The organism is Methylovulum sp. (genome assembly GCF_028687615.1).
In the GTDB taxonomy this organism is placed as follows: Bacteria; Pseudomonadota; Gammaproteobacteria; order Methylococcales; family Methylomonadaceae; genus Methylovulum.
Map to the genome: position 1 here is coordinate 47,880 of NZ_JAQTZU010000011.1, position 16,336 is coordinate 64,215.

Here is a 16,336-nt window from a genome sequence, read left to right on the forward strand (position 1 = left end):
AAGCTGAAACATATCATCGGGGTAGCATAAGCCGGCACATCAGGACGGCAAAGGCTTAAGGCTTGTTATCGTCACTGCCCAAATACTCGCGCAGGCTTTGCAATAAGCTATCGCGCAATTCTTTGGGGGCAATGATGGCGATATTCGGCACCCAGTATTTAATCATCGGCATAATCTGGTTGTCGTGGGAGATGCGCGTTGACACAATCAAACTGCCGTCTTCGAGTTCCTTATCAATCTGTTGGTTAGGCAACACGGGGCGGCGTTTGAAATAGGCCGCGACGCTGTGGTCGATTTTCAACACCACTTCGCGTTTTTCCGCGCCAAACCAGATGCCGTCTTCCTGTTCGATCAGCGTGTTAATGTCGGCTTCGGGCGTAAACGTGCGCTCGTCGGTCTGTATGCCTTTTAGTTGGCTGAAACAGAAAGTTTTCAACTGTGGCCCGTCTTGGGCGGCGAGATACCAGATGCCTTTTTGGTTGATGAGTTTATACGGGGCAATGCCTGTGTAGGATTTGGCTTTATACAGGAAGTGGATGAGCCGATGCTGGACGATGGCTTGTTCTAGCTGTTTGAATTCGCCGCTTTTTTCGCGCAGGTCTTCGTAATGGTGGCCTTTGACCAGATACGCTTGGCTGACGCGGGTGTCGAAAATCTCACGGAGGAAATTGTCGCTCAAGACGGGGAACAGGGCTTTGATGCCGGACAGGCTGGCGAAACGTTGGATGTCGGCGGTGGAAAGCTTGCCTAGGTAATACGGGTCTAGGACAAAAAACTGCTGGTCTTTGCTGAACGGCAGATAGGCCAGACGTTCGAGCAAGTCGCGTTGGATGGTGCGCAAAGTCACGCCGAACTCTTCGGCGAGTTGGCGTGGGTCGAGTTTTTCGCCGCGATTCAGTTTGATGAGGATTTCGGCAAGGCGCACCGAAACTTTTTCATGGGAGCTGGTTGTTTTAGCCATTGTACACCTCGTGTGCTTGAAGAAGTTGGCACACGATAACATGGGAAGGTGACAGGTTGTGTCATCGTAACGGAGGGAGTCGAAAATTTTTTACTGTTGGCTTTAGGCGAGATTCGTTTGTCTTTTACCCTGTCTGTCAGGCAATATAGGCTTTTACACTTGTGCGCCTAGATGGCGCATCCTTTTGATCATGTTTAAAATCCAACTGGGAGCCTACTCATCTTGACCGTGACTTGCGGACAGGATGTCTTTATGCCCCAGGGTACACGCTCCAATTACATACCCTTTTCTTGAGAGGCACTTCATGCTGTATTGGCTAAAACGCATCACGATTACCCTTGTCATAGTATTGCCCGCTTTGTTTGCCTTCTTGCGTTTTCAGGGGTTGCAATATTTCAATGCTTACACGGGTGGCGGGTTTGCGCGGAGCTTGCCCGATGCCAACACGATTGCCAAAAACCAAAGCTGCAACACGCCGCCTATCCAGGTGCTGAGTTATAACGTGATGTATGGTTCGGCGTTGATTGAGGCGATGGCGGCGCGGTTCCGGCATGACGGAACGGGCAAGGGCGAGTTGCCGTGGTCGGTGCGCTTGCCGGAAATCCGCGAGCGTATCGCCAGTTATGCACCCGATTTACTGGGTTTGCAGGAAATGGACACCGATAATGACATTGCCGCGATTGTGCCTTTGGAGCAATACACGCTGGTCAGCTACCATTTAGGGAATTTCCAATACGGCGATTCGGCCCTGTTGTACAAAACCGCACGGTTTGAACCATTGGATAGCGGACAATTGTGGCTGGGCAATACGCCGGAACTGCCGATGTCTTTGGGCTTCCGTCCGTTGGCGGTGATCCGTTATGTCAACTGGGTGCTGCTGCGCGAGAAGACCAGCGGTTTTACGTTTATGTTTGTCAACACCCATTTCGACAATGCCGGTGTCAATAAAGAACCCAGCGCGACTTTGTTCCGTGGGCGCATAGCCGCACTCAGCCGGGGCTTGCCGATTATTGTCACGGGTGATTTTAACACCACCGTCCGTGACGAACGTTACCGCCGCTTTACCGGAGCGGATTTGCAACCGCCACTGTTGGAAAATGCCTATACGCTGGCCCACAGCCCACCCGTCGATGCGGCTTTGCATCCTGACCAGCGTATTGACCATATCCTCGTGGGCGGCCCGTGTAAAGCGGAAGCCGGACAATGGCTGATAGACCCGCGCCCGCTCAAAAACGGCTTGCCTATGTCTGACCATGATCCGGTATTTGCCCGGCTACGGTTTGTTGATAATCCGGCGGCAAAATAAGCCAGGACTATTATCAGTCCACCAACATACGCCCCAACACGCCGTTGTTGTCCACGCACAAGCGTGATTCCAGTTCCGGGCAATGGCATTGCCCAATCAACGCATCCAGTTGCTGGAGTTGTTCCGCATGGGCGTGATCAAACATTTCCAGGTTTTGTAAAACCTCATCACCAAGCAAATCAAACGCTTGCTGGATGCCTTTATCCAAGCCTTTCAACGCGCTTTTTTGCAGGGAAGGCTGGGATTTTTTCAGGATGAAAAACGGCACTAGCCAGGTGATGGCAATCAATAAAGTGCTGTGAATAGCAAAATCGACACCCAAATAATGGGTGCTGGTCTGGTTGCTATGATAAAAACCCATAAACACCTGATAGCCAACCCAAGCCATCGCCGCCAACGGCAGGGTGATTTCCGCCAGGCGCATCATTTTCAAAAACACCCGGTGCAAGCTGTGGCCGGGATTCGCCAGGGCTAGCCGTACGCCCAATTCGGTTTGGGCTTGCAAGGTCTTGCTGGCGTTGCCACGCAATTCCAGCAATGCGGTTTTCAATGGCGTGACGGGCAAGCCTTGTTGCGCGGCATCGAGGATAAAGGTGTCCAGCGCATCATCAAAACGCGCTTGCGCCCAGTGATCCCATAATTCAATGCGCTTGGCTTGCGGCTGGCTGAGCAAATCGGGGGCGTGTTCGGCGTAATAATTGGCGGCGTTTTTGATGGGCCAACTAAAGCCTTGTTGCAAGACGGTGCGGGTTTGTTGCCATTGGCTTTGCCAAAGGGTTTGCAAATCGGCCAGGGAAATTTGCGCGGCAAATGCAGACCGAATCATTTCCAACTGCCCTTGCAAGGTTTTTTTACGCAGGAATTGGCTGCGTTGTTGCAATTGCTGCACGGTATGGCCTTGCGCCAAATCCATTAGCGTTGTTTCCAGCGTAGCAAATTCATCGTCTTGCCATTCGTCCGTGCAAATGGTCTTGAAAATGATGGGTTCAAAAAATCCGGCTTTGTGCAATTGTTGTTTGAAATCATCCACTTGTTCGGCTTGCCCTCTGTCCCATTGGTTGAGCACAAACAACCAGGCGTGTTTCGCGCCTTCAGCCAGCAAGATTTGCCAGGCTTTTTCATCACGGTAGCGTTCCGGGCTGACCACATAAATCAGCACGTCGATATGCGGCAGCCATTGCAACACCAATTGTTTGTTGGCCTGTTCGGTGCTGTCAAAATCCGGCATGTCGATCCAGATGATCTGTTTTTTGGCTTCTTCTTCGTGCTGGGCGATTTTGATATGGGTGATAGGGAAATGCTCAGGCAAGTGCTGGATGGCGACACTGTGATGGTGGAATAAAGTGACTTCGCGTGAAGTCGGGCGTTCCACACCAACACGGGCAATCGGCTTGCCAGCCAAACGGTTTAGCAAGGAGCTTTTGCCAACCCCGCTACCGCCTAAAAAGGCGACGATCAAAGGCCGTGCCTCTTGCTGGTTGAATAAATTATCCGGCGTTTTCACGTCCAATCCAGCCAATGCCCCTGCGGTTTCCGCATTGATCCAACCCGCAGCCATCGCTTGCTGCGCCCAAGCTTGGGTGTTTTCCACCACCTCAGAGTAATCGTAAGCCATGGCGTTTCTCTGTCAGTTGCTGTTCCATTGCCCGCATCTGTTCGGGTGAAATATTAAAATGGGTGGCACTTGCCAATTGTTCAGGCAAGTCCTTGAGGGTGTCCATCAAGATACCGGCAAACAGGGCCTGGTTGACGGCTTTGAGCTGTTGCTGTTTCAAATGCGCCTCGACTTTGTGCATATAACTGCCGATGGCGCTTTCTGCCAGCAAAGATGTGACCGTGAGTAGGGCGGGCGCAATCACCAAATCATGCACGCCAATGCCGCCGGTATGCAAGGTCAACGCAATCACCACCGCATCCGCCGTCACGCGGGTGGCACGCAGGCTGTTCAACACCATCGGTTGCTCCTGTAATTTATGGTACAAATGCCGCGCGGACTCTTCCACATCTTGCTGAAACGCCAAATGGTAATCTTTCACCGCGACGGTAAATTCCTGCAAAATACCGGGACGTTGGCGGCGTAGCAAAGCACTTAATCCTTGCCACCAATCACGCTGTTTACCCTGTCCGGTTTTATCAAGCAAGTGGTCGGCAAGCTGGATTAAAGCATGTTCGGCAAGCTGGTCCAGCAGTTTGACTTCGTGGCTGCTATCGGTGATATGCAGACGTTTGCGCCCCAGTTTCACCATCTGGCGCATAGGCCAAGTCAGGGCTTTCCGCGCCCCGGTCATGAATCCTGCCAGGCCGGGAATTTCCAGCAAGGTCAACAATTCCGCCATCGCCTGATGGAAGGTTTCATAATGGTGCGGGTGGTTGAGGTAATCACGTTGGTAATTGCTTAGCGCCTGTTCCAGCACACTATCCAGCAGGGTTTGCCAATCGTCCAACAATTGATGCTCTTCGCGCACGGGTTCCAGCCACGCTTGCCAATGTTTTTGCAACAAGGCTTGTTCGAAACGCGCGTGTTTGTGGTGGCTGATTTTTTTGGCGAGTTGCGCGATAGCATTTTTATGGCCAGCAGGCCACAACGGAACCCCGGTGTTTTTTTGGTAATACAAGGGAATCACGTCAGGAAACGTATCACTACGGGCTTGCTGCCATTTTTCCTTTAACGACGGGAGCAACAGACTTTCTGAACCTTCGGCAAGCTTGTTCATGCAAATCAAGGTCGGTTGGTTCAATGCCGCCACTTCCGCCATCATCTCCCACACCGATTGGTCGGCGTATTTTTCTTTGCTGACCACCAGGATCAAGACATCGGCAAGGGCGATGGCCCTCAACACGCCTTCGCGGTAAGTCTCTGAATCAATTGAATCAAAATCAGGCGTATCCCATAACACGCAAGCGGGCAAATACGGCGATTGCACGGTATTTTCACTCAAAGCATAACAATCGTAACGTTGCTTGCCTAATTGCTCGCGTGGCAGACATTGGAATCGCCCGAAATAACGTTGCAAGCCCTGGCTATCGCCGCGCCCCACGCCGTGGCAAAAACCCTGGGGATGCACCGTGTAACCCGCCAAAGGACTGACTCCCGCCGCCTGGCTGTTGAGCAACACATTGACCAACGAACTTTTACCCGCTTGGGTCGGGCCTATCACCGCCACTTGCAACACCTGTTTGTCTTTGGATTCCAGCCATTGGCCCTTGCGCAAAAACGCTTCCGCCAAGGTCAATTGGGCTATGCGCCGCTGATAATCCCAATTGCCAGAAAGCTTGCCGGGTTGAGCAACTATGGCTTGATAACGCTGTTTTAGTAATTGGATAAATTCCAGCATAGTTGTTCGGCTCAGGGTTATAATATTCATTTTCCTATAAATTCTTGCTTACGGCGATAGAGGATACCGCGCAAGAATTTGTAGGATTGTAATTCCTTATTCAATAAGTTATGTGTGTTTTATTAGTGCAAGCACTGAGGGGACACACATAACAGACCATTTTACTTAGTTAAACAATACTAAAGAACCAATCCTCATGAACTCATTAGTTTTTTATTCTCACAGCGGCTCCAGCCACCATCAAAAACCTGTTCGGCCCACACTTGCCGCCGTTTATTTCATTGTTAAACTTGGCATCTACGGCAACAACGAATATAACTATAAAATAACATCAACACTAAAATAACAACAAAATTGTCATAAACATCGAGGCCCTCATTATGAAAAAACTTTCCCTTTTACTTATCGCTTTATGTTGCACCACGTTAGTCGCCTGTAACAAAGGCCAAGTCGTCAACGGACACAACATGAAAACTGCTTACCGCTCCGTTAAAGGATTGAAGCAGCGGATGCCTTCTGAAAGCCGTATCGAATTTGAGGTGGCATTTTGGACGGTGCGGGACGCCAATAAGGACGAAAGCAAATTCCTTGACTTGGTTGACGGCAAAAAACCAGAAGAAATCATCGCGATGGGCAAAGAAGTTTACCAAGAACGTAAAAATGCCGGTTATAAAGGCTATGGGCAATATTCAAGCTGGGGGGAAATGATCACCAAATTTGGCCGCGAACGCATGGATCAGGAAAACCGCAAATCCTCCCCAAAAGCAGACCCCCGGGATAAAGCCAACGACATACTTTATAAGCTCTAAACCTATCTTCCAGGCAATGCCTTTTGCACCGTCGCTGGTTGATGGGACAGGGCGCTAACAAACTGATTGGCCTCAGCAATAATATGCTCCATCGCTTGCAGCAATTGGGAAATATCCAAACCAATTCCAACAAATTCTTGCTGTAGTGCGGCAATCGCGCGGGCGTTCAGATTGTGCTTAAGATACAGCACCTGATCCCTAAACGCCGCCAACACGGGATGGATTTTGCTTTCCGCCTTGTGCATCGCTTTGATTAGCTTTGCATAATGCTGTCTGGCCATCTTTAGCTGCTGCTTGCTGTTGCTCCGTAAAGACCGGTTGCTATAGTCATCCAGTTCTTTTTCCCATTCCATAAACAAGGCCTCACTGACCTCCTCTAGTGCGCGGATACGCTGGCTGACCACCTCCGATTTGGCGCGGCAAAATTGGTACTGCCGGTTCAGCAATTGGTATTTATGTTCCAACGCCGCATCCGGTGTGGACACCAAACTGTTAAACCGCTCCAAAGCGTCCGCAAAGCCATCGCGGGTATCCTGCAAACTCAAACACGCCTGTTCCACCTGCGCCACGACTATCGTGCGCTTAGGCTCGCCTATGGATTCACGGGCGTGGTAAAAAACCGCCTGGAGTTTTTGGACGAAAATTTTCTTGACCACACGCAAAGATAGCGTGAGCAGTCCGTTTGCCTGTTTATTTTGATCAGCCATTAAATTGCCGGGCGTTAATGAGGGTTATCGGAAAAACCGCCTGGGCGGCAAAGTGTTCAAAAGCGTTATCGACGATGCCTTGTCGGGCCAATTCTTGCCAGGTCAATTGCATATCAATGGCGGCAGATTTTACCAGCACCAGGGCTTCGGCTGAAAGCGTATTCGCCAGCCATGCGGCAAGGCTATCGGAAGTGATGTCCCAACTTGCGGGTATGCCCGCCTGATCAAGTTCAGCCACATCCGGCGACCAAATCACGATGTTGGTTTCGGCAAGCCGTTGCCCGATAGCCGCCACCGAAGGCACCAGCATAAATTGCTTTTTCAGGCTATGAAACAACAAGGCCATTTGCTGCATCGCCAATATCGCCATCGCGTGGGCGGTCTGGTCATCGAACCGCCAGGCTTGCTGGCTTAAGCGCACTTGGTCGGCAAAACCGCCGCCACCCGGCACAATCACCACCGCCCTGCCCTGATAATTTTTCCCGATGGTGTCCAGGCAAGCCAGCACAGCCCCGGATTGGGTAAGGCTGCCGCCCAGTTTAATCACTATCATCGGGTTTCCTTAACTGTTGCAACACCCTAAGCAAGGCCGCCGCCTTGTCGAAACATTCCTGATATTCCTCGGCCAACACCGAATCATTGACGATGCCGCCGCCCGCCCAAAAGCGGATGGTCTCACCGGATTGCACCAGCGTTCGGATGGCGATATTGCTGTCCATATTGCCGTCAAAGCCGATGTAGGCGATGGAGCCGCAATACACGCCACGGCGGTGCGGCTCCAATTCCTCTATCACTTCCATAGACCGGATTTTCGGGGCGCCGGTGATGGAACCGCCAGGGAAACAGCTACGCAACAAATCCAGCGCGTGCCGATTATCAGCCAGCACCCCGGTGACGGTGCTGACCAAATGATGCACGGTCGCGTAGCTTTCCACGGCGAACAATGCCGGCACTTTCACGGAACCGTTTTTACAGGTTTTGCCCAGGTCATTGCGTAGCAGATCGACAATCATCAGGTTTTCGGCACGGTCTTTCTGGCTGTTTTCCAATACAGTGATTTGCCCCGCATCCTCGGCGGCATCCGCTTTGCGCGGCCGCGTGCCTTTAATCGGCTTCGTTTCCACTTTACCGTTTTGCAATTTTAAGAAACGCTCCGGCGAACTGCTTAAAATCCGCACTTCGGGGAAGTTTAAGTAGGCGCTGAACGGGGCGGCATTGACTTGCCGCAATAGTTGATAAGCTGTCCACGGATCGCCCACGCAAGCGGCGGAAAAACGCTGGGTGAGGTTGACTTGATAGCAATCGCCTTCCAACAAATATTGTTTGATGCGCTGGAAAGCCTGGGCATAATAAGCCCTGTCCATATTCGGCTGGATTTCGCCCAGCACAGCAAACGGGCGATGGGGCTGTGTTTCCGGCAACACGCTAAAACGGGCGACCAACCGTTGGCAGGCTTGCGCACCCAGGCCTTGGGCTACCAACGTGCTTTGTCGCTGCTGATGGTCAACAATCACCGCCCAGGGGTAAATCCCCACCGCCATTTCGGCAATCTGCTCGGCATCTTCGGCAATGGCAGGCAGTTGTTCCAAACGCCGCGCCAGATCATAAGAAAAATACCCAACCGCCCCGCCATTAAACGGCAAACCGTTGATATTGATGGCGCGATCTGCAAACGCCTGTAGCTTTTGCTTGACCAACAAAAAGGGGTCAGCTTGGCTTTGAATGACTTCGCTAGCCGAGGTAATGGTAGTGGTCCCGCCATGCGTGACCAAGGTACACAATGGCTCGGCGGCGATAATGTCATAACGGCCTTGTTGGCTGGACGGATGCCCGCTATCGAGAAACACCGCCCAAGGCTGGTCTGCCCACGCTGAAAACAGCGCGGAACTGTCCGCAAAATACGGCAATAGGTAAGTAGTTGGATGAGGTACCGGCATTAAAAAGATGTGTAATAGGAGGGACGGATTAAGCTTGCAAATATGGATAAGGCGTTATGCTGCGGCAAGATTAATTCGGGGACGGGCCAGGACTATGACTGATCGTACAATCCTGGCGGCATTGTAACATTTACACCAATGGCTGAAAAATTCCCTGCTCTTTATCCCGCTGTTCGCGGCGCATCAAATTACCCAAGCCGATCATTGGTTGACGCTGTTAGTGGCTTTTTTTCATTCAGCCTATGCTTCATCGGTTTATATCGCCAATGATTTGCTGGACTTGGAGAGTGGCGGCCAGCCTAGGATTGGCACAAGATGTCGGCGGTACTTTTTTACCCTGGCTGGTGTTTTATTTTGTTTTGACCTGCGCCTACTCGTGGAGGCTTAACCTGAAATTGTCTGGGGAGCCGTACCCGTGGTGTTGTTCTGGATAAGCTGGATGTGGATGCAGGCCCATCGGGGCAATATGCACCCGGAATGCTTATCGCCTATTTGCTGTTTAGGTTATGTATTTAAGGCTAGCCAACAAACTACGCACCGTTCCGTGGCTTTTTTTGTTATGGTAAATTTTTTTGGTTTATTGCAAACATAGGGCATCAGCATGGCTTTGGCCACTTACCTCTTACCCTCACTTAACGTAACCCTGTTCGCACACGAAATTGCCCATTTATCTGGTTTATCAGTAAGTGCAATTACCCGCTATATCGGTCACAAACGGTGGTCATTCCGATAACAGTTTGTCAATAACGCCGACCCGTAGCCAACAAATCGTCAATATAATTTTTGGCAGGGTAATGGAAATGGACGGGGCCATCAGCCGCCCCTGACATAAATTGCCGTGTCCATTCAGAAGAAGATTGTTTAATTTCAACAGGACTGCCCTGGTCAACCACTTTTCCTTCAGAAATGATGTAGATGTAATCGGCGATTTGTGAAGTCTCGGCAACGTCATGGGAGACGATAATGCTGGTCAAACCGAGCGCGTTATTCAAGGATTTGATCAGATGCACCAAAATCCCCATCGCAATCGGGTCTTGTCCGGTAAACGGCTCATCGTAAAGGATCATCATCGGATCGAGGGCAATCGCCCTGGCTAAGGCCACGCGCCGCGCCATCCCCCCCGATAGCTCGTTCGGCATCAGTTGGCTCGCCCCCCGCAAACCGACCGCCTGCAACTTCATCAGCACTAAAGTGCGGATCATGGATTCGGGCAAATGCGTATGTTCACGCAATGGAAATGCGACATTATCGTAAACCGTCATGTCAGTCAGCAATGCCCCGCTTTGAAACAACATGCCCATGCGTTTACGTAGCTCGTAAAGTTCATAGCGGCGTAGTTGATGGACGTTTTGACCATCCACAGTAACAGAGCCTTGTGACGGGCATAACTGCCCGCCAATCAATTTTAACAGGGTCGTTTTGCCAGTACCGCTAGGGCCCATGATCGCCGTCACTTTGCCGCGCTCAAAATCCAAGGAAATATCGTCGAATATTTTTTTGTCGCCACGGGAAAATGACAATTGTCGGACACAAACCAAACTCGTTTCGGGAAAATCGCTGTTATCCATGCTATTAATTGTTTCATAAGTAATCGCACCTTAATTTCAAAATTGTTTCGGCGATTACTTATGAAACAATTAATAACCTATTGATTGGATGTATTAATCGTCCCATAAGTTCGCGTACAGTAACCTTATCCTACTGTGCGCGAACTTATGGGACGATTAATACTTAGGGAGCCACTTTGAAGTAAATTTATTTATTGTGTCTGACTATACTTTATTAAGTCAATCCCAATCCATTTTTAAACGGAAGCTTGATAAAAGTACAATAGGACGTTTTAAGAGGGCCGCCATCGCCTGGTTCATTTAACACGGAAACAATTTATCGCTTTCTGATGGAGCGCGAAGGGAATAAGCATGGCATAATGGCGATATTTTTAGATTCGCTTATCGCAACACCAACTTGCTTGGGCGTATACGATGGCTGGCATTACCTGCTTTTATATTTCATGACGAACGCTATGATCAAACCGTTTTTTAATCATTTTTTTGTCCTAAACTCACTAACGCGCAAATTTGGAGGCAAAAAATGAAATTAAATGACCAAAAACTCCGTGAATTAGGAAAAGCGGTCATCCAAGTGGAAGCGCAGGCAATAGCCGATCTGGAAGATCAAATTAACGATAATTTTGTCGCCGCGTGTAAACTGCTGTTCGAATGCACTGGACGGGTGGTGGTCATCGGCATGGGCAAATCCGGGCATATCGCCAGCAAAATTGCCGCAACGCTCGCCAGCACCGGCACACCGGCTTTTTTTGTACATCCGGGTGAGGCCAGCCACGGAGATTTGGGCATGATCACCAAACATGATGTGGTGGTGGCGCTGTCAAATTCCGGGGAGACCGAAGAAGTCCTGACCATTTTGCCTATCATCAAACGTCTGGGCGTCCCGCTGGTTGCGATAACGGGTAATGAGAAATCAACTTTAGCGGGATTTTCAACTACTTACCTAAATGTCGCCGTTAAACAGGAAGCCTGTCCCTTGGGGCTGGCCCCAACATCGAGCAGCACCGCCGCCTTGGTGATGGGCGACGCGCTGGCTGTTTCATTATTGGAAGCACGCGGTTTCACCCGCGATGATTTTGCCCTCGCCCATCCTGGCGGAAGCTTGGGAAAACGTTTGTTATTGCGGGTCAGGGATATTATGCACGTCGGTGTCAACATGCCTTCCGTGCCTGAATCGGCATTGATCAGCCACGCCCTGCTGGAAATGACCGAAAAACAATTGGGTATGACGGCTATTGTGGAAGCCAACAACCGGGTCATCGGTATTTTTACCGACGGCGATTTACGCAGGATGCTGGGAAGGAACTTGGATATCCATAGCACCCCGATCACCGAAGTGATGACCCCGCATTGCGCCGTCATCACTGCCGATATACTCGCTGCCGAAGCCATGCAAATTATGGAACAGAAAAAAATTAACGCGCTCATTGTGGTCGATAACCAGCAATGCGCTATCGGGGCCTTGAACATGCACGATTTGATCCAGGCAGGTATTGTCTGATGCCAAATACCAAATCCCTATCCAGCCTATACGCCAAGGCCAGCCAGATTAAATTGCTGATCCTCGATGTTGACGGCGTTTTGACAGATGGTAAGTTGTTTTTTGACCACGAAGGAAATGAATATAAAAGTTTCCATGCCCAAGACGGGCATGGCATTAAATTACTGCGTCAAACGGGCGTAGAAGTGGCGGTCATTTCAGGCCGCCGTTCCAACGCAGTCAGTTTACGCATGAACAGCCTGGGCATCGCCCATGTTTATCAAGGGCACGAAGACAAACGCGCCGCGTTCCAGGAACTGCTGGCCACACTCAAGATAACACCGGCACAAGCCGCCTATGTCGGCGATGATTTGCTGGACTTGCCGATTATGGCGCGGGCCGGTTTGGCAATTGCCGTCAATGACGCTGTTGATACGGTCAAACAACACGCACAATGGCATACCCAACGCAACGGTGGGCAAGGTGCGGTACGCGAAGTGTGTGATCTTATCATGCAAGCACAAGGGCATTATGATGCCATCGTCGAAACTTATCTGATATGACGTTTTTTAGAGACCAATACGGCTATCTCTATTTGTTTTTTGTTGCGCTGGCTAGCTGGATACTTGTTAATTTAAGCGGGGGCGACAATCTGGGCAACCGCTTAATACCGCCGCATAGCCCCGATTTGTTCAGCAAAGGCTATACTAAGTGGGAAATGGACACGTCAGGTTTGGTAAACACCCAATTGTTTGCTGATAAAATTGTCCATTATAGCGATGACCACACCACCCAAATGGAGAAGCCATCCATCGTTTTTTATCTGGAAAAACAACCGCCGTGGCGCATCCAGGCGGAATCGGGCAGCGTGTCGGCGGATAGAAAAAATATCCTGCTCCACGGCAAAGTCATTGTTGACAGGGACCAATACAACAATACCAAAGCCCTGAAGATAAACACCTCCAATCTTAAAGTGAAACCAGAAACTCATTTTGCAGAAACTGATGAGCAGGCAGAATTACTGAGCCTGCCAAACAAAACCACAGGGACTGGAATGAAACTGGTTTTTAAGCAGCCAATTCGTATTGAATTACTGGCTCATGTGCAAGGGAAATATGAAAGACAACAATAAAAAACTCATTCTCTTCTGCGGTATCTTACTAAACACTTTTTATAACACCGTCAGCTTTGCCCTGGAAAGCGATGCAGATCAACCCATTTCGATTGATTCCAACACCGCAACTTATGACGATGCCACAGAAACCAGCACCTACACCGGCAACGTCATCTCCATCCAGGGCAGTATCCGGGTCAATTCCGATAAATTGGTCGTTTATTTGAAAAATGGCGAAGTCGATAAATTGATATTCACCGGCAACCGCGCCAAATTTAAGCAAACACCTAATGCCGGTGCCGAAGACATTATTGGCGAAGCCTTGCTTGGCGAATATTATCCGAAAAAAAATTTGCTGGTCTTGCAAAATAAGGCGGTTGTGACCCAAGGTAACGCCACTTATTCGAGCAACTTAATCGAATACGATATTAAAAGCTCACTGGTGAAAGCGGGTGAAAAATCATCCGATACCAAACGCGTCCATGTTATATTAAAGCCGAAAGCTAAAAACGCCCCATAAGCATGGCAACCCTGACAGCAACCCAATTATTTAAAGCTTACCATAAGCGCAATGTTGTCGATGGCGTATCCCTGGAAATCAATACAGGGGAAGTCGTCGGTTTATTAGGGCCGAACGGTGCCGGAAAAACCACTAGCTTTTATATGATGGTCGGCTTAATCAAAGCGGATACGGGCGAGATCAGACTGGATGACAAGGCCATCACATATTATCCGATGCACTTGCGGGCACGCTTAGGTATCGGTTATTTACCGCAAGAACCATCGATTTTCCGTAAATTGAGTGTCGCCGACAATTTGCGGGCGGTGTTACAAATCAGCGGAGATTTGAGCAACAGCCAAATTGAATTGGTCATTGATGATTTGTTGCAGGAATTTAATATCTTGCATTTGCGCAACCAGCAGGCACTGAGCTTGTCAGGCGGCGAACGTCGGCGCGTTGAAATTGCCCGCGCATTGGCAACCCAACCACAATTCATTTTACTGGATGAGCCTTTTGCCGGCGTCGACCCCATATCGGTGGACGACATAAAAAAAATCATCGTGCATTTGAAGCAACGCGGCATCGGCGTTTTGATCACCGAACATAATGTTCGTGAAACTTTAGGTATTTGTGACCGCGCTTATATACTCAATAATGGCAAAGTCATCGCCGAAGGCGGCGCAGAAGCCATTGTTGCCAATGAGGAAGTTAGAAAAGTTTATTTAGGCCAAAATTTTAGTCTTTAAGTACTGTATTCAAATAAAATGAAACAATCCCTACATCTTCGGCAAGGCCTGCAGCTTACCATGACGCCGCAATTGCAGCAGGCGATCAAGTTGTTGCAGATGTCTACTTTAGATTTGCAACAAGAAATCCAGCAAGCGCTTGAATCTAACATGATGCTGGAGATTAACGAAGACGAAAACAATATCCCGGTTTCTGAACTGCTCCCGGAGAAAAAAACCGAACACTCGGATTCGCAAACCAGTGAAGGCTCGCAAACGGATATTCCTGATGAGCTGCCCATTGATTCATCATGGGAGGATATCTACGACGCCGTCATGGAGTCCGGTAGCCATAACAGCGAAACCGTTGAATTTGAAACCCAACGCAGCAATAGTGCGACCCTGCTGGACCATTTGTTATGGCAACTGGAACTGACGCGTTTTTCCGAACGCGACCACGCCATTGCCATCGGCATTATTGATTCGATTAATGAAGACGGCTATCTGACCAGCAAGCCTGAAGACATATTTCAAGCGATGCAAACGCAATTGGATGACTTGGATATTGAAGAAGTCTTTGCCGTCTTGCACCGAATCCAAAACTTTGACCCCGCCGGCGTCGCCGCGATTGACTTAAGTGATTGTCTACGTCTGCAATTGCGCCAGTTGCCTGAAACCACGCCTTATCGTGAAGAAGCCCTCGCCGTGGTCACCCAGCATCTGGATTTACTGGCTACCCATGAGCAAACCAAGCTGATGCGCAAACTGGGCTTGACCGAACGGCAACTGGACACCGTAGTCGCCTTGATCAGGACACTTGAGCCCAAACCAGGCTCACGCATCCAAGAACACGATTCCGAATACGTCATCCCAGATGTTTATGTCATCAAGCAAAACGGGGTATGGCAAGTCAATTTAAACCCTGATATTGCCCCAAAATTGCGTATCAACCCGTTTTATTCGGCAATGATCAAGCGGGCGGATAACAGCAAAGACAACACCTGCATGAAAGACCATCTGCAAGAAGCCCGCTGGTTTATCAAAAGCCTGCATAGCCGCAACGACACGCTGTTGCGTGTTGCCAGATCTATCGTCGAAAAACAAACCGCGTTTCTTGAGCATGGCTCGGTCGCGATGAAACCGATGGTGTTGCGTGATATTGCCGAAGAGCTTGAATTGCACGAGTCGACTATCTCGCGCGTGACTACACAAAAATTCATGCACACCCCCAATGGTATTTTTGAATTCAAATACTTTTTTTCCAGCCATGTCTCGACCGAAGGTGGCGGTGAATGCTCGTCCACCGCGATACGGGCGATTATTAAAGAATTAATCAGCAATGAGGATCCGGCGAAACCGCTGAGTGACAGCAAAATTGCCGATTTTTTAAACGAGAAAGGCATCAATGTTGCCAGAAGGACAATTGCCAAGTATCGGGAAGCGATGTTTATCGCATCATCTAGCCAGAGAAAACGGATTTTGTAAGATCCTTCCCTGCTAAAAACCATCAATTCATTAAGGAGTTTTACCATGCAAGTCATAATAACAGGTCATCATCTTGAAATAACCGATGCGTTACGGACGCATATCGACGCAAAATTTGCCAAATTAGCCCGGCATTTTGACAACGTCACTGATGTACATGTTATTTTAAGTGTAGAAAAACTGGTGCAGAAAGCGGAAGCCACCTTGCAACTGAGCGGGGCCAAGCTGTTTGCCGAAGACCATCAAGAAGACATGTATGTGGCGATTGACAACATGGTCGACAAACTCGACCGTCAAATCGCCAAACATAAAGAAAAAACCCACACCCACCGCTGATACCTAGGGCGCGGAGCGTGTGTGGCGGACAACAACCCAAATCAAAATGATGCACACGCTCCACGCCTGAA

General features: G+C 49.6%; 16 protein-coding genes. 9 read left to right on the forward strand and 7 right to left on the reverse strand.

Features of this window, described 5'->3' with window-relative positions:
- Nucleotides 1-55 precede the first annotated feature (55 nt).
- Nucleotides 56-961: a WYL domain-containing protein gene (locus PHH59_RS08595; protein ID WP_300014217.1), complete on the reverse strand. Its 906-nt coding sequence runs from the start codon at nucleotides 959-961 to the stop codon at nucleotides 56-58.
- A gap of 304 nt (nucleotides 962-1,265) precedes the next feature.
- Here PHH59_RS08595 and PHH59_RS08600 point away from each other — a divergent pair, with 304 nt between their 5' ends.
- Nucleotides 1,266-2,267, forward strand: a complete 1,002-nt coding sequence (locus tag PHH59_RS08600; RefSeq protein WP_300014220.1) for an endonuclease/exonuclease/phosphatase family protein — start codon at nucleotides 1,266-1,268, stop codon at nucleotides 2,265-2,267.
- 13 nt (nucleotides 2,268-2,280) lie between these two features.
- On the opposite strand, the gene PHH59_RS08605 is transcribed toward PHH59_RS08600, so the two are convergent.
- Together PHH59_RS08605 and PHH59_RS08610 are read right to left on the reverse strand one after the other, a co-directional pair.
- A complete protein-coding gene (locus PHH59_RS08605) occupies nucleotides 2,281-3,882 on the reverse strand; it encodes a GTPase domain-containing protein (protein ID WP_300014223.1) in 1,602 nt (533 codons plus the stop codon).
- Complete coding sequence (locus PHH59_RS08610; RefSeq protein WP_300014226.1) at nucleotides 3,863-5,602, reverse strand: GTPase domain-containing protein; 1,740 nt, start codon at nucleotides 5,600-5,602, stop codon at nucleotides 3,863-3,865. Before PHH59_RS08610 ends, PHH59_RS08605 begins: the two co-directional genes overlap by 20 nt.
- A gap of 380 nt (nucleotides 5,603-5,982) precedes the next feature.
- On the opposite strand from PHH59_RS08610, the gene PHH59_RS08615 reads away from it, so the two are divergent.
- Complete coding sequence (locus PHH59_RS08615) at nucleotides 5,983-6,411, forward strand: hypothetical protein (protein WP_300014229.1); 429 nt, start codon at nucleotides 5,983-5,985, stop codon at nucleotides 6,409-6,411.
- A 2-nt stretch (nucleotides 6,412-6,413) separates the two neighbouring features.
- On the opposite strand, the gene PHH59_RS08620 is transcribed toward PHH59_RS08615, so the two are convergent.
- The 4 genes from PHH59_RS08620 to PHH59_RS08635 all read right to left on the reverse strand — a co-directional run bounded on the left by PHH59_RS08620 (nucleotide 6,414) and on the right by PHH59_RS08635 (nucleotide 10,623).
- Nucleotides 6,414-7,118, reverse strand: a complete 705-nt coding sequence (locus PHH59_RS08620) for a DUF2959 domain-containing protein (RefSeq protein WP_300014232.1) — start codon at nucleotides 7,116-7,118, stop codon at nucleotides 6,414-6,416.
- Nucleotides 7,111-7,671 carry a uridylate kinase gene (locus tag PHH59_RS08625; protein WP_300014235.1) on the reverse strand — a complete coding sequence of 187 codons (561 nt, stop codon included), beginning with the start codon at nucleotides 7,669-7,671 and terminating at the stop codon, nucleotides 7,111-7,113. Before PHH59_RS08625 ends, PHH59_RS08620 begins: the two co-directional genes overlap by 8 nt.
- On the reverse strand, nucleotides 7,658-9,055 hold the full coding sequence (gene pabB / locus PHH59_RS08630; protein WP_300014238.1) for an aminodeoxychorismate synthase component I: 1,398 nt from the start codon (nucleotides 9,053-9,055) through the stop codon (nucleotides 7,658-7,660). The genes PHH59_RS08625 and pabB overlap by 14 nt, the downstream gene beginning before the upstream one ends.
- Nucleotides 9,056-9,795: 740 nt before the next feature.
- Nucleotides 9,796-10,623 carry an ATP-binding cassette domain-containing protein gene (locus PHH59_RS08635; protein ID WP_300014241.1) on the reverse strand — a complete coding sequence of 276 codons (828 nt, stop codon included), beginning with the start codon at nucleotides 10,621-10,623 and terminating at the stop codon, nucleotides 9,796-9,798.
- A 523-nt stretch (nucleotides 10,624-11,146) separates the two neighbouring features.
- On the opposite strand from PHH59_RS08635, the gene PHH59_RS08640 reads away from it, so the two are divergent.
- The 7 genes from PHH59_RS08640 to raiA are packed head-to-tail and all read left to right on the forward strand — an operon-like array spanning nucleotide 11,147 to nucleotide 16,265.
- A complete protein-coding gene (locus PHH59_RS08640; protein ID WP_300014244.1) occupies nucleotides 11,147-12,124 on the forward strand; it encodes a KpsF/GutQ family sugar-phosphate isomerase in 978 nt (325 codons plus the stop codon).
- A complete protein-coding gene (gene kdsC, locus PHH59_RS08645; RefSeq protein ID WP_300014247.1) occupies nucleotides 12,124-12,666 on the forward strand; it encodes a 3-deoxy-manno-octulosonate-8-phosphatase KdsC in 543 nt (180 codons plus the stop codon). The genes PHH59_RS08640 and kdsC overlap by 1 nt, the downstream gene beginning before the upstream one ends.
- Nucleotides 12,663-13,235: an LPS export ABC transporter periplasmic protein LptC gene (gene lptC, locus PHH59_RS08650; RefSeq protein WP_300014250.1), complete on the forward strand. Its 573-nt coding sequence runs from the start codon at nucleotides 12,663-12,665 to the stop codon at nucleotides 13,233-13,235. The genes kdsC and lptC overlap by 4 nt, the downstream gene beginning before the upstream one ends.
- Nucleotides 13,219-13,737 (forward strand): lipopolysaccharide transport periplasmic protein LptA, encoded by a 519-nt coding sequence (gene lptA, locus PHH59_RS08655; protein WP_300014252.1) that lies wholly within the window; start codon nucleotides 13,219-13,221, stop codon nucleotides 13,735-13,737. The genes lptC and lptA overlap by 17 nt, the downstream gene beginning before the upstream one ends.
- A 2-nt stretch (nucleotides 13,738-13,739) precedes the next feature.
- Nucleotides 13,740-14,465, forward strand: a complete 726-nt coding sequence (gene lptB / locus PHH59_RS08660) for an LPS export ABC transporter ATP-binding protein (RefSeq protein ID WP_300014255.1) — start codon at nucleotides 13,740-13,742, stop codon at nucleotides 14,463-14,465.
- An 18-nt stretch (nucleotides 14,466-14,483) separates the two neighbouring features.
- On the forward strand, nucleotides 14,484-15,929 hold the full coding sequence (locus PHH59_RS08665) for an RNA polymerase factor sigma-54 (protein WP_300014258.1): 1,446 nt from the start codon (nucleotides 14,484-14,486) through the stop codon (nucleotides 15,927-15,929).
- 45 nt (nucleotides 15,930-15,974) lie between these two features.
- Nucleotides 15,975-16,265, forward strand: coding sequence for a ribosome-associated translation inhibitor RaiA (gene raiA, locus PHH59_RS08670; protein ID WP_300014261.1), 291 nt, complete (start codon nucleotides 15,975-15,977; stop codon nucleotides 16,263-16,265).
- Nucleotides 16,266-16,336: the final 71 nt, after the last annotated feature.